Annotated in this window: 16 protein-coding genes and 1 riboswitch; of the genes, 7 read left to right on the forward strand and 9 right to left on the reverse strand. The window is 74.8% G+C overall.

What is annotated here, in order from left to right; all coding sequences use genetic code 11:
• Positions 1–18: 18 nt before the first annotated feature.
• Together BMY04_RS21140 and BMY04_RS21145 are read right to left on the reverse strand one after the other, a co-directional pair.
• Positions 19–978 (reverse strand): carbohydrate kinase family protein, encoded by a 960-nt coding sequence (locus BMY04_RS21140; RefSeq protein ID WP_091186614.1) that lies wholly within the window; start codon positions 976–978, stop codon positions 19–21.
• Positions 975–1,628 carry a transaldolase family protein gene (locus BMY04_RS21145; RefSeq protein WP_091186617.1) on the reverse strand — a complete coding sequence of 218 codons (654 nt, stop codon included), beginning with the start codon at positions 1,626–1,628 and terminating at the stop codon, positions 975–977. The genes BMY04_RS21140 and BMY04_RS21145 overlap by 4 nt, the downstream gene beginning before the upstream one ends.
• 20 nt (positions 1,629–1,648) lie before the next feature.
• Between BMY04_RS21145 and BMY04_RS21150 the strand changes: the two genes are divergently transcribed.
• Positions 1,649–2,185 (forward strand): NUDIX domain-containing protein, encoded by a 537-nt coding sequence (locus BMY04_RS21150; RefSeq protein ID WP_091186621.1) that lies wholly within the window; start codon positions 1,649–1,651, stop codon positions 2,183–2,185.
• 136 nt (positions 2,186–2,321) lie between these two features.
• Here the strand turns inward: BMY04_RS21150 and BMY04_RS21155 are convergent, their stop codons facing one another.
• Positions 2,322–3,101, reverse strand: a complete 780-nt coding sequence (locus BMY04_RS21155) for an SDR family oxidoreductase (protein WP_198410331.1) — start codon at positions 3,099–3,101, stop codon at positions 2,322–2,324.
• On the reverse strand, positions 3,098–4,132 hold the full coding sequence (locus BMY04_RS21160) for a zinc-dependent alcohol dehydrogenase family protein (RefSeq protein ID WP_091186625.1): 1,035 nt from the start codon (positions 4,130–4,132) through the stop codon (positions 3,098–3,100). Before BMY04_RS21160 ends, BMY04_RS21155 begins: the two co-directional genes overlap by 4 nt.
• Positions 4,133–4,255: 123 nt before the next feature.
• Here BMY04_RS21160 and BMY04_RS21165 point away from each other — a divergent pair, with 123 nt between their 5' ends.
• Positions 4,256–4,897, forward strand: coding sequence for a BLUF domain-containing protein (locus tag BMY04_RS21165; RefSeq protein WP_091186629.1), 642 nt, complete (start codon positions 4,256–4,258; stop codon positions 4,895–4,897).
• A 40-nt stretch (positions 4,898–4,937) separates the two neighbouring features.
• On the opposite strand, the gene BMY04_RS21170 is transcribed toward BMY04_RS21165, so the two are convergent.
• From BMY04_RS21170 to BMY04_RS21180, 3 genes are all read right to left on the reverse strand, one after another.
• Positions 4,938–5,870: a 2-hydroxyacid dehydrogenase gene (locus tag BMY04_RS21170; protein ID WP_091186633.1), complete on the reverse strand. Its 933-nt coding sequence runs from the start codon at positions 5,868–5,870 to the stop codon at positions 4,938–4,940.
• A gap of 56 nt (positions 5,871–5,926) precedes the next feature.
• Entirely contained in the window at positions 5,927–6,796 is an 870-nt protein-coding gene (locus BMY04_RS21175; protein WP_091186637.1) for a TolB family protein, read from the reverse strand.
• A 63-nt stretch (positions 6,797–6,859) separates the two neighbouring features.
• Complete coding sequence (locus BMY04_RS21180; RefSeq protein WP_198410332.1) at positions 6,860–7,222, reverse strand: tautomerase family protein; 363 nt, start codon at positions 7,220–7,222, stop codon at positions 6,860–6,862.
• A gap of 195 nt (positions 7,223–7,417) precedes the next feature.
• A riboswitch (TPP riboswitch) is annotated at positions 7,418–7,524 on the forward strand.
• 43 nt (positions 7,525–7,567) lie between these two features.
• Between BMY04_RS21180 and BMY04_RS21185 the strand changes: the two genes are divergently transcribed.
• The 5 genes from BMY04_RS21185 (at position 7,568) to BMY04_RS21205 (ending at position 14,179) form a co-directional block, all read left to right on the forward strand.
• A complete protein-coding gene (locus tag BMY04_RS21185) occupies positions 7,568–8,188 on the forward strand; it encodes an ECF transporter S component (RefSeq protein WP_091186639.1) in 621 nt (206 codons plus the stop codon).
• 13 nt (positions 8,189–8,201) lie between these two features.
• Entirely contained in the window at positions 8,202–10,472 is a 2,271-nt protein-coding gene (locus BMY04_RS21190) for an ATP-binding cassette domain-containing protein (RefSeq protein WP_198410333.1), read from the forward strand.
• A gap of 68 nt (positions 10,473–10,540) precedes the next feature.
• Positions 10,541–10,765, forward strand: a complete 225-nt coding sequence (locus tag BMY04_RS21195) for a hypothetical protein (RefSeq protein WP_091186645.1) — start codon at positions 10,541–10,543, stop codon at positions 10,763–10,765.
• Between the two features lie 198 nt (positions 10,766–10,963).
• The gene (locus BMY04_RS23190; RefSeq protein WP_091186648.1) at positions 10,964–12,514 is read left to right on the forward strand and encodes an endonuclease/exonuclease/phosphatase family protein; all 1,551 of its coding nucleotides are present in this window, start codon (positions 10,964–10,966) and stop codon (positions 12,512–12,514) included.
• A gap of 192 nt (positions 12,515–12,706) precedes the next feature.
• Positions 12,707–14,179 carry a GDSL-type esterase/lipase family protein gene (locus BMY04_RS21205; RefSeq protein ID WP_091186652.1) on the forward strand — a complete coding sequence of 491 codons (1,473 nt, stop codon included), beginning with the start codon at positions 12,707–12,709 and terminating at the stop codon, positions 14,177–14,179.
• A gap of 30 nt (positions 14,180–14,209) precedes the next feature.
• Here BMY04_RS21205 and BMY04_RS21210 read toward each other — a convergent pair whose 3' ends face one another.
• Together BMY04_RS21210 and speB are read right to left on the reverse strand one after the other, a co-directional pair.
• Positions 14,210–15,088, reverse strand: a complete 879-nt coding sequence (locus BMY04_RS21210; RefSeq protein ID WP_232506556.1) for a polysaccharide deacetylase family protein — start codon at positions 15,086–15,088, stop codon at positions 14,210–14,212.
• On the reverse strand, positions 15,085–16,056 hold the full coding sequence (speB, locus tag BMY04_RS21215) for an agmatinase (RefSeq protein ID WP_091186656.1): 972 nt from the start codon (positions 16,054–16,056) through the stop codon (positions 15,085–15,087). The genes BMY04_RS21210 and speB overlap by 4 nt, the downstream gene beginning before the upstream one ends.
• Positions 16,057–16,115 lie beyond the last annotated feature (59 nt).

Below are 16,115 nucleotides of genomic sequence, written 5' to 3' on the forward strand. Positions count from 1 at the left end.
GCCGCGCGCCGACCCGCGTCAGGCCGGCAGGCTCCAGCGCGGTGGTTCCGCGCCGGCCCGCGTGCACGTGTCGGCGGCGACGCGCACGGCGAGCGCGAGCAGGGCGTCGAGGTCGGCCTGCCCGAGCGTGCGGACGCCGTCCTTCGTGAGCCGGCCAGCCCGCCACAGCCAGGCGAGGGTCGCGGCCATGAACGCGTCGCCCGCGCCCACCGTGTCGACCACGGTGACCGTCGGGGTGGCGACGCGCGCGTCCAGGTCGGGAGTCGCGGCCCAGGCCCCGTCGGCCCCCGAGGTCACCAGCACCAGGCCGGCACGCGCGGTGAGCCAGCGTCGGGCGACGTCGGCGACCGGCTCGTCCGGGTGCAGCCACGCCAGGTCCTCGTCGCTGACCTTGACCACGTCGCTCAGCGCCGCCCAGCGGGCGATCCGCGCGCGGTAGCGGTCGGGGTCCTCGACCACGCCCGGGCGGACGTTCGGGTCGAGCGACACCAGCCGGCGGCCGGCCTCGGCCTCGACGAGGTCGCCCAGCGTCGTGGCCTGCGGCTCGTACGCCAGCGCCACCGACCCGACGTGCAGCGCCGCCCCGTCCGGCAGCCGTACGCCGCGCAGGTGCTCGCCCGCCAGGCCGCGGTCGGCCGTGCCGGCGTTGTAGAAGCGGTAGGAGGCCACGCCCTCGCGGACGTCGGCCACCGACAGCCCGGTCGGGTCGGTGCTGGGCAGCAGCAGGTCACGGGCGACTCCGGAGCCGGCGAGGTGGTCGCGCAGCAGCGCGCCGAACCCGTCGTCCGACACCCGGGCCAGCAGCGCCGTCGGCACCCCGAGGCGGCCGAGGCCGACGGCGACGTTGAGGCACGAACCGCCCGGGTGCGGCTCGTACGCCGGACCCCCGGAGGCCGTGGTGGCCGAGGTCAGGTCGACGAAGGCGTCACCCGCGACGACGACGGACGCGCTCGTGGTCGGGCCGGCCGGCGGCGTCATCGGGTGGTCGCGACGACCGCGTCCTCGAAGGCCTGGGCCGCGGCGGCGGTCAGCTCGTCGGTGAAGAACGCCTCGGCGACGGCCGGCGCCATGGTGAAGTGCGCGACCCCAGCGCGGGCGAGGGTGACCATGGAGTCGACGTCGCGGATGCTGGCCAGCAGCACCCGCGTCTGGCTGCCCGTCGCGGCGAGCAGCTCGTGCATGGCGACCACGTCGCCGATCGCGTCGCGCCCGGCGTCGGCGAGCCGGCCCAGGTAGGGCGCGATGTAGGTCGCGCCGGCGGCGGCCGCCACCATCGCCTGCCCGGGGTGGTAGACGGCGGTCAGCAGCGTCCGGATGCCGCGGCTCGACAGCTCGGTGCAGGCGGCGGCACCGGCCTTGGAGACGACCAGCTTGACCACGACGTCCGGGCCCAGCTCGCTCAGCCGCAGCCCGCGCTCGACCAGGGTCGCGGTGTCCTCACCCCAGGCCTGGAAGAAGATCTCCCGCGCGCCGGCCGCGTGCGCCCAGGCGTGGATCTCCTCGATGTCGGCGACGCCCTGCGACGACCGCTGCAGGATCGTCGGGTTCGTCGTCAGGCCCGCGAACAGCCCCGTGGCGAGCAGCGGTTCCGCGGCCGCCCGGTCGGCGGTGTCGAGGTAGAGGTGCATGGGGACAAGGATGGGGCCTCGTGTGGTCGACCCTCGCCAGCCGTGCCGTGTACGAGAACCCCTGGATCCGGGTCCGCGAGGACCAGGTCCGCCGTCCCGACGGCGGCACCGGCGTGTACGGGGTGGTCGAGGTGCGACACCCCGCGGTGTTCGTCGTGGCGGTCACCGACGCCGACGAGGTCCTGCTGGTCACCGTCGACCGCTACACGACCGGCGCCCCGAGCCTGGAGGTCCCGGCCGGCGGCAGCGACGGCGAGGACCTGCTGGTCGCCGCGCGGCGCGAGCTGCGCGAGGAGACCGGGTACGCCGCGCTCCAGTGGCGGGCCCTGGGTGAGGTCCACTCGCTCAACGGCGTGGCCGACGCGCGCGGGCAGGTGTTCCTGGCCACGGGGCTCACCGAGGTCGGCGGGGCCGAGACCGAGGCGGAGGGCATCTCGTCGGTCCGCGCGGTGCCCGTCGCCGAGCTCCTCGCGACGATCGGTCGCGGCGGGATCACCGACAACGAGAGCCTCGGCGCGCTGCTCATGGCCCTCGTCGCGCTCGGCCGGGTCCGCTGAGGCGGCCCTCGACCACCCGGCCCGTCCCCCACCTCCCGACCAGTCCTCGCCCGCGAAACGCTGACTCCCGACGGCCGATCTGGCGATCGGGATGTCGGGAGTCAGCGGTTCGCGGGGAGAGGGCCGGGCAGCCGGCTCAGCCGAACCACATGCCCCCGTCGACGACGATGGACTGGCCGGTGACGTACGCGGCGTCGGGCGAGGCGAGGAACGACACCACGCCGGCCACGTCGTCGGGCACCTCGAGGCGGCCGAGCGGGATGCCGGCGACCATCGCCTGCATCTCCGAACCCACGGGCGTCCCACGCCGTCCCGCCATGTCGACGTCGATCGCGTCCCACATGGGCGTCTGCACGACGCCGGGGCTGTAGACGTTCACGGTGATGCCGTGCTCGCCGAGCTCCTGGGCGAGCGACTGGCTCATCCCGCGCACGGCGAACTTGGACGCCGAGTACGCCGACTGCCACTTCCCGGCGCGGTGCGCGGCGACCGATGCCGCCCCGATGATGCGACCGCCGCGTCCCTGCGCGACCAGCTGACGCGCGGCCGCGCGGTAGCAGTGGAAGACGCCGCCGACGTTCACGTCGAGCACGCGGCGCCACTGCTCGTCGGTCGTCTCCACCAGCGGCGCGGTGACGGCGATGCCTGCGTTGGCGACCATCACGTCGAGCCCGCCGTGGTGCGTGACGTGGGCGGCGACCGCGGCGTCGACGGACGCGCTGTCGGCCACGTCGGCCGTCAGCGCCAGCGCGCCCCCGTCAGTACCGCCGAGCTGCGCGACCACGGCGTCGAGCGCGTCGCGGGCGCCGGGCAGGTCGACGACCGACACCGCCAGCCCGTCGGCGGCCAGACGCAGCGCGATCGCACGGCCGATGCCCCCGGCGGCGCCGGTCACGAAGGCCGAGCGCACGCTCACGGGACGATGACGATCTTGTGGGCGGTGCGGTCGTGGCGCGCCGCCTCGATGGCGCCCGCGTAGTCGTCGAGGCCGAAGCGGTGCGTGATCAGGCCCTGGGTGCGGACCCGGCCGGTCCTCAGCGCGGCGAGCGCGGCCGCGAAGGAGGTCATCTCGGCGAACGAGCCCATCACCGTGAGCTCGCGGCGGAACAGCTCGTACGGTGCGACCGACAGCCGGGCCTGCTCGGAGGCGACCCCGTAGACCAGCAGGGTGCCGCCGTTGCGCAGCAGCGGGACGCCGAGGTTCCCGACGGTCGCCGAGCCGGTCGCCTCGACGACGACGTCGTACCCGGTGCCGGTGGGGGAGGCGGCGCGGAGCCGTTCCACGACCGAGGCCGCGTTGGCCTCGGTGATCATCTCGATGGGCAGGGTCTGGTCGATGCCGAGCCCGCGGACCGTCTCCAGCTTGGCCGCCGACGGGTCGGCGACGCTCACGTGAGCGACGCCGCCGGAGGCCATCATCTGCGCGAGCAGCGAACCGGTCGGCCCCGCGCCGAAGACCAGCGCGCTGCTGCCCGGGCGCGGCCGGAGCCGCTCCAGGCCGTGCATCGCGCACGACGCCGGCTCGGCGAGGACCGCGACGTCGGGGTCGAGGCCGTCGGCGTCGAAGACCTGCCCCGCCGGCACCGAGACCAGCTCCGCGAACATCCCGTCCCGGTTCACCCCGACGGCGAGGAGGTTCTCGCAGCGCACGAGGTCGCCCGCACGGCAGTAGGCGCAGTGCCCGCAGTACGCGTTCGGGTTGACGACGACCTGCTGGCCGACGTCGAAGCCCGTGGTCCCGGCGCCGAGGCCGACGACGGTCCCCACGCCCTCGTGGCCCGGGATCAGCGGGAAGCGCGCGTCGAAGCCGCCGGTGTGCAGGTGCAGGTCCGTCCCGCAGAAGCCGGCCTGCGCCACCTTGATCAGGACCTCGCCGGGACCCGGCTCCGGGTCGGGGACCTCGCGCGCCTCGGGCTCCAGCGCCCGGTCGTAGATCACGGCCCGCATCGGCCCCGCCTCCTCGTCGTCGGGGACGGGCCGAGCGACCCGTCCTGAGCCCGGAGGCTAGCGCCGGAGCGTGGATGTGCCGCGCCGGGCTCGTCGCTCAGCAGGAGCCACTACCGTCAGCGGGTGATCTTCACCACGGCCTACACCAGCACCATGGTGCGGCCCATGACGGACGCCGAGCTCGTCGACCTGCTGGTCGCCAGCCGCTCGCGCAACGCCGACCGGGGGGTCACCGGGCTGCTGCTCTACCGCCGGGGACGGGTGATGCAGCTGCTCGAGGGGGAGGAACGCGTCGTGCGCGAGCTCTACGACCGCATCGCGATGGACGTCCGGCACCAGCAGGTCACGACCGTCTGGAGCAGCGCCGCGACGCAGCGCCGGTTCCCGGACTGGACCATGGGCTTCGAGGACCTCGACGCCACCACCCGTTCCCTCACCGACGGCCGCAGCCTCGCGGGGCTCGACGAGGTGAGCGCGTTCGCGTCCTGGCCCGCGGACGACGCGCCCGGCTCCGACGAGCAGGCCGAGGTGCTGCGCCGCCGCGACCACGTGCTGCGCCCGGCCCTGACGAACGGCGACCGCCTGGTCGGCGCGCTCGCGATCATCCTCAACGGCCACGACCCGGAACCGGGGACCGGTCCGGACGGCCGCACCGTCCTGCGGTGCCGGGTCTGCCGCAGCCACGAGGAGCAGGCCCTCGACTCCTACCCGTGCCCGACCGCGAAGAACGCGCTGTGGGCGCTGGAGGCCGTCACCCCGCGCTGAACGCCACCGCCCGCGCCACGGGCGGGTGTGGCGAGCGGGATCAGGAGGGCCGGCGTACGACGTTGGCCAGCGGCTCGCCGCGGGCGAAGCGTCGGACCTGCTCGGCGATCATCCGGTCGGCGCGCGGGAAGAAGGCTGTGCTGGCCCCGCCCACGTGCGGGGAGATCAGCACGTTCGGCACGTGCCACAGCGGGTGGTCGGCCGGCAGCGGCTCGGGGTCGGTCACGTCGAGCGCCGCGTGCAGCCGCCCGCTGCTCGTCTCCGCCAGCAGCGCGTCGGTGTCGACGAGGGGGCCCCGGGCGACGTTGACGACGAGCGCCCCGTCGGGCAGCCGGGCGAGCGCCGCCGCGTCCACGATTCCGCGCGTCTCGTCGGTCAGCGGGGCGATCACCACGAGCACGTCGGCCTCGGGCAGCAGTGCGGACAGCTCGGTGGTGGCGTGGACCGGCGGCTCCGTGCGCGCCCGGCGCGCGACGCGGGTGACGGAGGCGACCTCGAACGGCCGCAGCCGCGCCTCGATCGCCGCCCCGATGCCGCCGTAGCCGAGGATCAGCACCCGCCGGTCGGCCAGCGCCGTCCCGAAGCGTCGGCGCCAGCGGCCCTGTTCCTGGTGGCGCGCGAACTCGTCGAGGTGCCGCCCGCTGGCCAGCATCAGTGCGAGCGCCAGCTCCGCGGTGCTGGCGTCGTGCACGCCCGCCGCGTTGCAGAGCGTGACGTGGGCCGGCACGTACGGCGCCACGTCGTCGACCCCGGCGGTCAGGGTCTGCGCGACGCGCAGCGCGGGCAGACCGGCGAGCACCCGCTCGCTGCCCGGGCGGAGGTAGGGCAGCACGACCATCTCGACCTCTGCGGTCGAGGCCGGCGTCTCGTCGGTGTCGGCCGTCCAGCAGTCGACCTCGAGTCCGTCGGGCAGCCCGCCGAGACGCCGCGCCGCCTCCTCGAGGTCGGCGTACGGGAGCCAGACGCGTGCCATGGGTGCGATCCTCTCGCGACCGCCGCCGGGCCGGGGACGGGTGTCCGCCGCGCCGCTCAGGCGACCGGGTAGGCGACGAAGGCGTAGCGCGTGCTGTCGGGCGACCAGCTGTTGACGTTGAGCGTGCCCTGGCCGCCGAAGAGCCGGTGGCGCTGCAGCGGGGTGCTCCAGTCGCTGGTGGCGACGAGACGCACCTCGACGTCGAGGTCGGCGGGGTGGCCGAGCGTGCCGGCCGGGAAGGAGATGGAGGTCGCGTACGCGCCGTCGGGGGACAGGTGCGGGAACCAGTCGACCGTGCCCGTGCTCACCAGCTGCTCCACCGCGCCGCCGCCGTCGGGGACCCGCGCGAGCTGTGCGTGGCCCGGAGCGGTGGTGAAGCCCTCGGTGTTGAAGTAGATCCACGCGCCGTCCGGCGACCACTCGGGGCCGTCGATGTGGTCCGGCCCGGTGTCGACGGTGCGCGGGGTGCCGTCCGCCTCGAGCACGACGAGCCGGCCCACGGGCTGCTCCATGGTGGCGATCTCCACGTACGCGAGGCGGGTGCCGTCGGGCGAGACGCCGTGCAGGAAGTGCCAGCGGCCGTCCTCCGGCGTCATCCGCTCGACGGGCCCGCCCGCGAGGGACCCGCGGTAGACGTGCGTGTCCATCGCCGACATGAAGACGTGCTCGCCGTCGGGGGCGAGGACGTGGTCGTTGTTGATCTCGGGCAGCCCCTCGAAGGCCACCCGCCGGGGACCGCTCCCGCCCGCGGCGTCGAGCGTCCACAGCGCACCGTCGCCGTTGAGCACCAGCGTGCGCCCGTCGAGGCTCCAGTTCGGGGCCTCGAGCAGCAGCTCGGAGGTCTCGAGCAGCAGCTGCGGCTCGTCGAGGTCGGGGCCGGCGACCCAGACCTGGGACGTCTGGCCGGGCTTCAGCACGCGCGCCATGCGGTTCCTCCGCTTCGAGGGTGGGGCTGGGTGGAGACGGTTCGGGTGGTGGGCCGGGCCCGCTCAGACGGGCTCGGGGGCGTACCAGGTCGCGGTCTGGCCGACCTCGTTGATCACCAGCAGCAGGTTGTCGCGCTTGATGTCGAGGGCCGAGACCTCGTCGACGATCGCCTCCATGGCGGCCTGCTTCTGCGCGTCGGTGAAGCCCTTGCTCGCCACGAGCTCGATGAAGACGATGTCGTCGCGCTGCTGGTTCGGGAACGTGGGGGAGTAGACGAGCTCGCCCGGCTCGTGGAGCCGGAAGATCTGGAACAGGTCGTCGGCGGGCATCTCGAAGCCGGTCACCATCCCGCGCAGGATCGCCGCGCTGATGTCGGCCATCTTGGGCTGGAGGCTGCGGTGCATGTCGATGCGGGCGTGCGGCACGGCGGTGTTCCTTCGCTCGGGAGGGGCTTCGGGGCCCGGGACGCGAACCGCTGGCGGCTCGTCGTCCGACCCTAGGGCGCCCCGGCAGACTTAGTAAAGTTAGGCAAGAAAGTGTCGCACGGCTCCTTCTCGCGGTGGTGGCGGGTGGTGCGCGCGGACGTCACCGCTGCGGCGCGACGCGGGCGCTACCGTGGTCGACGACGACAGGGGAGCGCCGAGAGGGCGCTGAGAGTGCGGCAGATCCGCAGACCCTCGAACCTGATCCGGCTCGCACCGGCGTAGGGAGTCGAGAGCTCGCCGCCCGGCCCACGCCGGGCGGGCCCCTTCTGTTGAAGGGACCTCGTCATGACCAGCTCCACCCAGGCACCGCCGCGCACGACCCGTCCCCGGGGCCGGTGGCGGACCGTCGACCTGATCACCGTCGTGCTGCTCGCCGTCGCGTTCGGCATCGCCTTCGTCGGGTGGGGGGCGGTGGGCAACGTGCTGCAACCGCTGTTCAGCGCGCTGCCGCCGTTGGCCGGCCTCATCTACGGCTTCTACTGGATCCCCGCCGTCGTCGCCGCGCTGATCGTGCGCCGGCCGGGCGCGGCGCTGCTCGCCGAGATCGTCGCCGCCTCCGTCGAGCCGCTCCTCGGCGGCCAGTGGGGCATCGCGACCCTCGGCTCCGGTGCGCTGCAGGGCCTCGGCGTCGAGCTCGGCTTCGCGCTGCTCGCCTACCGCCGCTGGACCCTGCTGCCCGCGGCGGTCGGGGCCGCGATCGCCGGCGTCCTCGAAGCCGCGTACGAGTGGCGGCTCTACTACCCCGAGTGGTCGTTCGGCTACATCAGCCTCTACGCGGTGACCATGGCCGTGTCGGGGGCCGTCCTCGCCGGCGTGCTCGGCTGGGTCGTCGTCCGGGCGCTGGCCCGCACCGGGGCGCTGGCGCCCTTCGCGGCCGGACGGGACCGGGCCGCTGGTCGCGGCTGACCGACCGGGTCCCGTGACGCTTCGACCCGGCGCGCGGGCCCAGGTCGGCGCGCCGATGGCGGTGGGGGCCCTCGAGGCGTCGGGGCTGACCTGGCGCCCGTACGCGCGCGCCACGCCGACGCTCGTCGACGTCGGGCTCCGGTTCGCACCGGGCGAGCGGGTGCTGCTCGCCGGCGCCAGCGGGTCGGGCAAGTCGACCCTGCTGCGCGGGCTGGCCGGCCTGCTCGACGACAGCGAGGGCGAGCTCGTCGGTCAGGTGACGCTCGGCGGACGGGACCCCCAGGAACGTCCGGGCGCCGTGGGGCTGCTGCTGCAGGACCCGCGCGCGGGCGTGGTCGCCGAGCACGTCGGCCGCGACGTCGCCTTCGGGCCCGAGAACCGGTCGCAACCCCCCGCGACGATCCGCAGCCGGGTGGTCGACGCCCTCGGCGCCGTCGCCTTCCCGTACGGCGCCGAGCGGCCGACCGCCGCGCTGTCGGGCGGGGAGGGGGCGCGCCTCGCGCTGGCCGGGGCGCTGGCCCTCGGGCCGGAGGTGCTGCTGCTCGACGAGCCCACGGCCATGCTCGACGCGGCCGCCGCCACGCGGGTCGTGGCCGCGGTCCGCGAGGCCGCCGACGCGGCCGGGGTCACGCTGGTGGTCGCCGAGCACCAGCTCGGTCCGTGGCTCGACGTGTGCGACCGGCTGGTCGTGCTCGACGGCGGCCGGGTGCTGGCCGACGGGGCGGTGCGCGACGTGCTGAGCGCGCGCGCACCGGCGCTCCTGGCCGCGGGCGTGTGGGTCCCGGGCGCGCCCGACCCCGAGCCCCTCGCCCTCGCGCTGCCCGACCGGGGCCGCGCCGCGGCCGGGCTGCGGTGGCGCGGGCTGCGGGTAGCCGCGCCGGACGGCCACGCGCTCGTCGAGGACGCCGCCGGCGAGCTGGCGGCCGGCGAGTCGCTGGCCGTGGTCGGTCCGAGCGGTGCGGGCAAGTCGACGCTGCTCCGGGTGCTGGCCGGTCTGGAGCGGCCGGCGGCCGGCACCGCGGACCTGCGGACCGAGGACGGCTGGACCCCGCTCCCGACCGTGGCCGCGAGCTCGCCCGTCCTCGCCCGCCACGTGGGCTGGGCGCCCCAGGACAGCGAGTCCGCCTTCACCGCCCGGACCGTGCTGGAGGAGGTGCGCGCGACCGGTGAGGTCCTGCACGCCGGCGACCCCGAACGGCTCGCCGCGTCCCGGGCCCGCGCCGACCTGCTCGTCGAGGCGCTCGGGCTGACGGCGCTGCGCGACGAGAACCCGTACGCCGTGTCCGGAGGCGAGCAGCGCCGGGTCGTGCTCGCGGCGGCGACGGCCCACGACCCGGCCGTCGTCCTCCTCGACGAGCCGACGGTCGGGCAGGACCGCCAGACCTGGGCGGCGGTCGCGGGCGTGCTCGACGCCGTGCAGCGCTCCGGGAGCGCGGTGGTCGCCACGACGCACGACCCGCGCCTCGCCGCGCGGCTCGGCACCCGGCTCGCGCTCGACGGCCACGCCCCGACCGCGCTCGAGCCGGCCGACCACCACGTGCGGCCCGTGCACGAGCCTGGCCTGCCGCCCGCCGGGCGCTGCAACCCGCTGGCGCTGCTCGGCACGGCCGTGCTCGCCGGGGTCGGGTCGTTCGCCGTGACGGACGCGCTGGTCGGCCTCCTCACCCTCACGGTGACGCTGCTGCTGTCACCGTTCGCCGTCCGGCGCGTCCGGCCGGTGCTGCTGCGCCTCGCCCCGGTCGGGCTGGCCGCGCTGTCCGTCGGCTGGTCGACGCTGCTGCTGAACGCCGGCGGCGCCTTCTCGCCCGGCAGCGGGGCCCTCGCCGCCAAGGAGGTCACGCGGATCCTGTGCCTCGTCGTGCCCGGTGCCCTGCTCGTCGGGCTGCTGCGACCGAGCACGCTCGCCGACGCCCTCGGCCAGCGGCTGCGCCTGCCCGCGCGCCCGGTGGTCACGGCGAGCGCGGGCCTGCTGCGCCTGGACGACTTCGCCCGCAGCTGGCGGGCCATGGCGCAGGTCCGTCACGTCCGGGGGCTGGCCCCCCGGCGCTCGCCGGTCGCGCGAGTGCGCCAGGCGGCCTCCCTCACGCTCGGGCTGCTCGTGCACGCCCTGCGCGCGGCGCAGGAGCTGAGCGTCGCGATGGACGCGCGCGGCTTCGCCGCCGTCCGCCGTCGGACGTACGCGTTGCCCTCGACGTTCGGCCGGGCCGACGCCGTCTGCCTGCTCGTCGGCGTCCTGCTGCTGGTGCTGCCCTGGACGCTCGGGACGGTGCTCGGCGCGCGCTGAGCGCTCAGCGCGAGGGCGCGCCGGTCCGGCGTCGTCGGCCCGTGACCACGGGGTGCTAGGCAGGCAGCGTGGACGCCCAGCCCGAGCTCGTGGGCGTGCCGGAGCCGAGCGCCGCGCACCCCGGCCGCTGTCGGGTCCCGACCCGCTTCGGCGCGGAACGACCCTGCCGCCGCGTCGCGCGGGGGACCGTGCCCGAGTGGACGGCCCCGCTCGACCGGGCCCAGCGGCTCGGCTCGTGCCAGGAGTGCGCCGACGTCTTCGGCCTCGAGCTGGAGCCCTTCCGCGGAACCTGAGGATCCTCGGCGAACCCCACACCGCGTTCTTAGGAGCGCCGTGCTAATACGCCGGCGCGGGCGAGCGATCACCTGGTCGATCTTCCAGCTGATCAACACGACCTCACCGACGCCTCGTGCGTACGGGGGTAGTCGCCCCGCGGGGAAGCGACGCCAGAGGCCGCTCGGGGTGCTGCGACTCGTTCCATTGGAGGCCCCGTGTCCAACCCCGCCGTCCGCACCGCCACCACCTGGTCGCGGCTGCTCCTGATCGTCGTCCTGCTCGCCGCCGCCCTCCTCGGGACGGCGCCCGGCCAGGCCGACGCCGCCACGACGAAGGCCCCCTCGGGGCTGAAGGTGGGCGCGAAGACCCCGACCACGCTCACGCTGCGGTGGAAGGCGGTCGCCAAGGCACCCGCGTACCGGCTGCAGTACTCGACCTCCAAGAAGATGAAGCAGGCGAAGTACCAGCGCGAGACCCGGACCACGGGCACCCTCGACGGCCTGACGGCGGGCAAGACCTACTACGTCAAGGTGCGCGTGATCGACGCGGAGGGCCACAACCTCTCCAAGTACTCCAAGGCCGTCAAGGTCAAGACCCTCGCCGAGCCGGACCCGGTCAAGACGGCCCCGACCCCCACGCCGAGCCCGACGTCCACGCCGAGCCCGACGCCGACGCCGAGCCCGACGTCCACGCCGAGCCCGACGGCCACGCCGAGCCCGACGCCGACGCAGACGCCGAGCCCGACGCCCACCTCGACGCCCACGCCCACCGCGACGCCCACGCAGGGCGCGGCGGAGCCGGTGCGGGTCGCGAGCTACAACATCAAGTGCGCCAACTGCTTCTCGGGCGTGCCGAACGAGCTGCGCTGGGAGGGCCGCCGCCAGGCCGTCGTCGACACGATCCTCGGCCAGCACCTCGACGTCGTCGGTCTGCAGGAAGCCGGCCAGTCGTGGCTGAAGGACGAGAGCGGCAAGAGCATCTCGCTGTCGCAGTTCGAGGACCTGCGCAACCGCCTCGGCGGGACCTGGACGCTGACCAACGCCAACCGCAACAACTGCGTGAAGTCCACGACCCCGTCGAACTGCGTCTACAAGGACCAGGGCGCCTCGCAGGACACGAAGATCATCTTCGACAGCGCGCGGGTCGCGATGCTCGACCAGGGCTCGAAGCAGCTGCCCTTCGTCGACCCCGACGACAACGCCCGCTACGTCGCCTGGGCGCAGTTCCGTCAGCTGTCCACCGGCAACCGCTTCATGTTCGCCTCGACGCACCTCGAGCCGACGAAGGACAAGGCCGGCTCGACCGCGTTCTACGACCTGCGCCGCACCCAGACCGAGGTCGCGCTCGCGGCGGTGCAGGAGCACAACCCCGAGCACCTGCCGGTCGTGTTCGTCGGTGACCTGAACTCGAGCCGCTTCGCGCACTCGTACTCGCCCACGAACGCCCCGTACGACGTGCTCGTCAAGGGTGGCCTGGTCGACCCGCTGGGCGCCGCCTTCGGCACCACCAAGACCGCGCCGGGCGCGACGGTCGTCAAGCGCATCAACACCTGGGTGGACAGCTTCAACGACTTCAACCGCACGGTGAACACCCACCCGAGCTGGGTCAACGGTTCCTACATCGACTACATCTTCGTCTCCCCGACGATCAAGGTCCCCGAGTGGGAGACCGTGGTCGACAAGGACGCGAACGGCGACTTCGTCGGCACCATCCCGTCGGACCACAACCTCATCCGCGCCTCGCTGGTCCTGCCCCGGACCGCCTGACCCCCCACGGGCCCGGTCGGGCCGCCGTCAGGGCGGCCCGACCCGGCTCCACCCAGGCACCGGGGGCCTGGGCGGCGCCGGCCCCAGCACCTCGACCGGCCGGCCCGAACGCCGCCGCCGTCGTCTCGTCGACCCACGTCGACCCCGTCGTCCCCGGCCGCGCCCGCCCCGCGCGTCCCGACCATCCCTGGAGTGCCCGTGTCCCTCAGCGCCCTGCGTGGCGCGACCACGTCCTGGTCGCGGCTGCTCGTGGTCGTCGCCCTGCTGGCCGTCTCGCTCGTCACCGCCGGACCCGGGTCGGCGCACGCCGCCTCGACGAAGGCGCCGACCGGCCTGAAGGCCAGCACCCCCACCACGAGCTCGGTGACCATGACCTGGAAGGCCGTGTCCAAGGCCCCGAAGTACCGCCTCCAGTACTCGACCTCGTCCTCGATGAAGGACGCCAAGTACGTGAGCACCACCGGCACGACGAGCACCCTCACGGGTCTCAAGCGCGACAAGACCTACTACGTGAAGGTCCGCGTGACGAGCAAGGGCGGCGACAACCTCTCGTCCTACTCGAGCGCGGTCAAGACCCGGACGCTCGCCAAGGACCTGGCGCCCAGCCCGCCGCAGACCACGCCGTCGCCCACCCCGACCCCCACCCCTGTGGTGACGCCGAGCCCGACGCCGGTGGTGACGCCGACGCCCGCGGCCACGCCGGTGGTGACGCCGACCCCCATGCCCACGCCGGTGGTGACCCCGACTCCGACGCCCACGCCTACGGTCAACCCGAAGCCCACGCCGACTCCGACGCCGGTGGTCACGCCCACGCCGACTTCCACGCCCATGGTCACACCCACGCCCACGCCGACGCCCACGCCGACGCCCACGCCGACGCCCACGCCCACGCCCACGCCCACGCCGACGCCGACGCCGACGCCCACGCCGACCCCGACGCCGGTGGTCACGCCCACGCCTACGCCGACGCCGACGCCGACCCCCACGCCGACCCCCACGCCGACCCCAGACCCGGCCGCGTCGCCAGGAACCCCGGCGCCACGGCTTGACCTGCCGGCGCACCCGAACGTGCTGCTCGTCGGTGACTCCTACACCGAGGGCGTGGGTGCGGAGCCGTCGTCGAACGGCTACGCCTACAAGATCGCCGAGCCGCTCGGCTGGGCGCTCACCCGCGACGGCCGCCACGGCTCCGGCTACGTGAACCCGACGACGTACGGCGCCGGCATCTTCGCCGACCGGCTCCTCAAGCAGCCGGCGGACGCCTACGACCTGATCGTCCTGCAGGGGTCGTCGAACGACATCCGCTACACCGCGGCCGAGCTCGACACCAACCTGGCCACGACGGTGCGCATCGTGCGGGAGCGCTACCCGCGAGCCCAGCTGCTCATGCTCGGTCCCGCCACTCCCTACGGCAGGCCGGACCCCGAGTTCATCCGGGTCAACGACCAGGTCAAGGCCGCGGCAGCCGGGACCGGAGCCGTCTTCGTCGACCCGGTCGCGGAGCGGTGGTTCGTGCCGGGCGACGGGACCTGGGCCGCGAACCCGGCGAACGGGCATCCGTCCAACGCAGGCCACCAGCGCATCGCCGACCGCTTCGTCGCCGACGTGCGCGCGCTGACCCTCACGCCGGCCGCCGCGACGGACCTCCACCTCCAGCCCGCCTGACCGCCGGGCGCCGGGCAGGCGGCGGAGCCGTCAGCCCGGCAGGTCCTCGGCCCGGATGCGCTCGATGGTGCGGGGGGTGAGGTCGCGGCTCCGGGTCCACGCCGCGATCTCGTGCAGCGGGGCGACCCAGACGTCGTCGGCGGCTGTGACGTGCTCCATCAGCCGCCCGAGCTCGGCCGCGCGCGACGGCCGGCCCGAGAGGAAGGGGTGGTTGGTGAGCACCCAGCAGCCGCCGACCTCGCGGAGCGCGTCGAACTCGGCCTGCCACAGCTCGCGGGCCTTGCGCGGCGTCTCGATGAGCCCGCTACCGGTGACGTCGGGCAGGTAGCAGTACTGCTCCCAGTCGTCGAGCGCCCACTGGATGGGGATCTCGACCAGGCTGCTGCGCCCGTCCACGTCGAGCACGTAGGGCGCGTCGGCGTCCATCAGGCTGGAGTCGTACGCGAACCCACGCTCGGCGAGCAGCCCCGGCGTGCGCCACGACAGGTCCCACATCGGCGCGCGGTAGCCGACCGGGCGCACGCCGGCCACCCGCTCGAGGGCCTCCAGCCCGCGGTCCAGCGCGGTCACCTCCTCGGCGAGGCTGAGCGCGGTCGGCTGCTCGTGCAGGTAGCCGTGGTGGGCGACCTCGTGGCCCGCGTCGACGACCGAGCGGACGACGTCGGCGTGGCGCTCGGCGGTGAAGCCCGGCACGAAGAACGTCGCCGTGACGCCGTGGCGCTCGAGCAGGGTCAGCAGCCGCGGGACCCCGACCAGCGGCCCGTACGCCTGGTGGCTCATGACGCTCATCCGGTCGGCGTTCTCCGGCGAGCCCCAGAGCACGGCGGACTCCGCGTCCATGTCGAAGGTGAAGGCGGCGGCCGCGCGGTACCCGTCCGGCCAGGCGGCCCCGCCGCTCTCGACGGTCACGACGCGCTCGCCTGCGCCATCAGCGTGACGAACTCGTACGCGAGGTTGGCCGCGGCGACCGCGGTGACCTCGGCGTGGTCGTAGGCGGGGGACACCTCGACGACGTCGGCGCCGACGATCCGGAGCGGCTGCAGCCCGCGCAGGATCGCGAGCAGCTCCCGGCTCGTCAGGCCGCCGGCCTCGGGCGTCCCGGTGGCCGGGGCGAAGGCGGGGTCGAGCACGTCGATGTCGACCGACACGTAGACGGGCGCGTCCCCGACGCGGTCCAGGACCCGCTCCAGCACCCCGTCGACGCCGAGCCGGTCCACGTCGCGGCAGTGCACGATCGTGAAGCCCAGCTCGGCGTCGTCGATCAGGTCGTGGCGGTCGTAGAGCGAGCCGCGGATGCCGACGTGCACCGAGCGGTCCTTGCGCAGCAGCCCCTCCTCGCTGGCCCGGCGGAACGGGGTGCCGTGGGTGTACGGCGCCGCGAAGTAGGTGTCCCAGGTGTCGAGGTGCGCGTCGAAGTGGATCAGCGAGACGGGCCCGTGATGGGCGTGCAGCGCGCGCAGGACGGGCAGCGCGACGGTGTGGTCACCGCCGAGGACCACCAGCGGCCGCCCGCCGGTCGTCAGCGACGCGACGCCGGCCTGGATCTGGTCCATGGCGGCGGGGATGTCGAACGGGTTGCAGGCGATGTCACCGGCGTCGACGACCTGGGCGACCTCGAACGGCGCGACGTCGAGCGCGGGGTTGTACGGGCGCAGCAGGCGCGAGGCCTCACGGATCGCCGACGGGCCGAAGCGCGCCCCGGGCCGGTAGGTGGTGCCGGCGTCGAAGGGGACGCCGACCACGGCGACGTCGTGACGCTCGACGTCGGAGCGCCGGGGCAGGCGCGCGAACGTCGTGAGGTCGGCGAACCGCGGCACGACGAGGCCGTCGACCTGCCCGACGTGGCCGTTCGGGTGGTGGATGTGGTGCTCGTTCACGGCTGCTCCGGATCCGTCTCGGGGGTGCCCGACCCGCTCCTGGGGTCGGCGTGGCTGGT

Source organism: Microlunatus flavus (assembly GCF_900110855.1).
In the GTDB taxonomy this organism is placed as follows: Bacteria; Actinomycetota; Actinomycetes; order Propionibacteriales; family Propionibacteriaceae; genus Microlunatus; species Microlunatus flavus.

Coding starts and splice junctions, on each gene's coding strand:
- BMY04_RS21160 (WP_091186625.1), bottom strand. CDS start 4,132: ATGCGGGCCGTGATCTACGACCGGGCGCTGGAGCCCGAGGCGCGCGAG.
- BMY04_RS21140 (WP_091186614.1), bottom strand. CDS start 978: ATGACGCCGCCGGCCGGCCCGACCACGAGCGCGTCCGTCGTCGTCGCG.
- BMY04_RS21170 (WP_091186633.1), bottom strand. CDS start 5,870: ATGGCACGCGTCTGGCTCCCGTACGCCGACCTCGAGGAGGCGGCGCGG.
- BMY04_RS21175 (WP_091186637.1), bottom strand. CDS start 6,796: ATGGCGCGCGTGCTGAAGCCCGGCCAGACGTCCCAGGTCTGGGTCGCC.
- BMY04_RS21145 (WP_091186617.1), bottom strand. CDS start 1,628: ATGCACCTCTACCTCGACACCGCCGACCGGGCGGCCGCGGAACCGCTG.
- BMY04_RS21185 (WP_091186639.1), top strand. CDS start 7,568: ATGACCAGCTCCACCCAGGCACCGCCGCGCACGACCCGTCCCCGGGGC.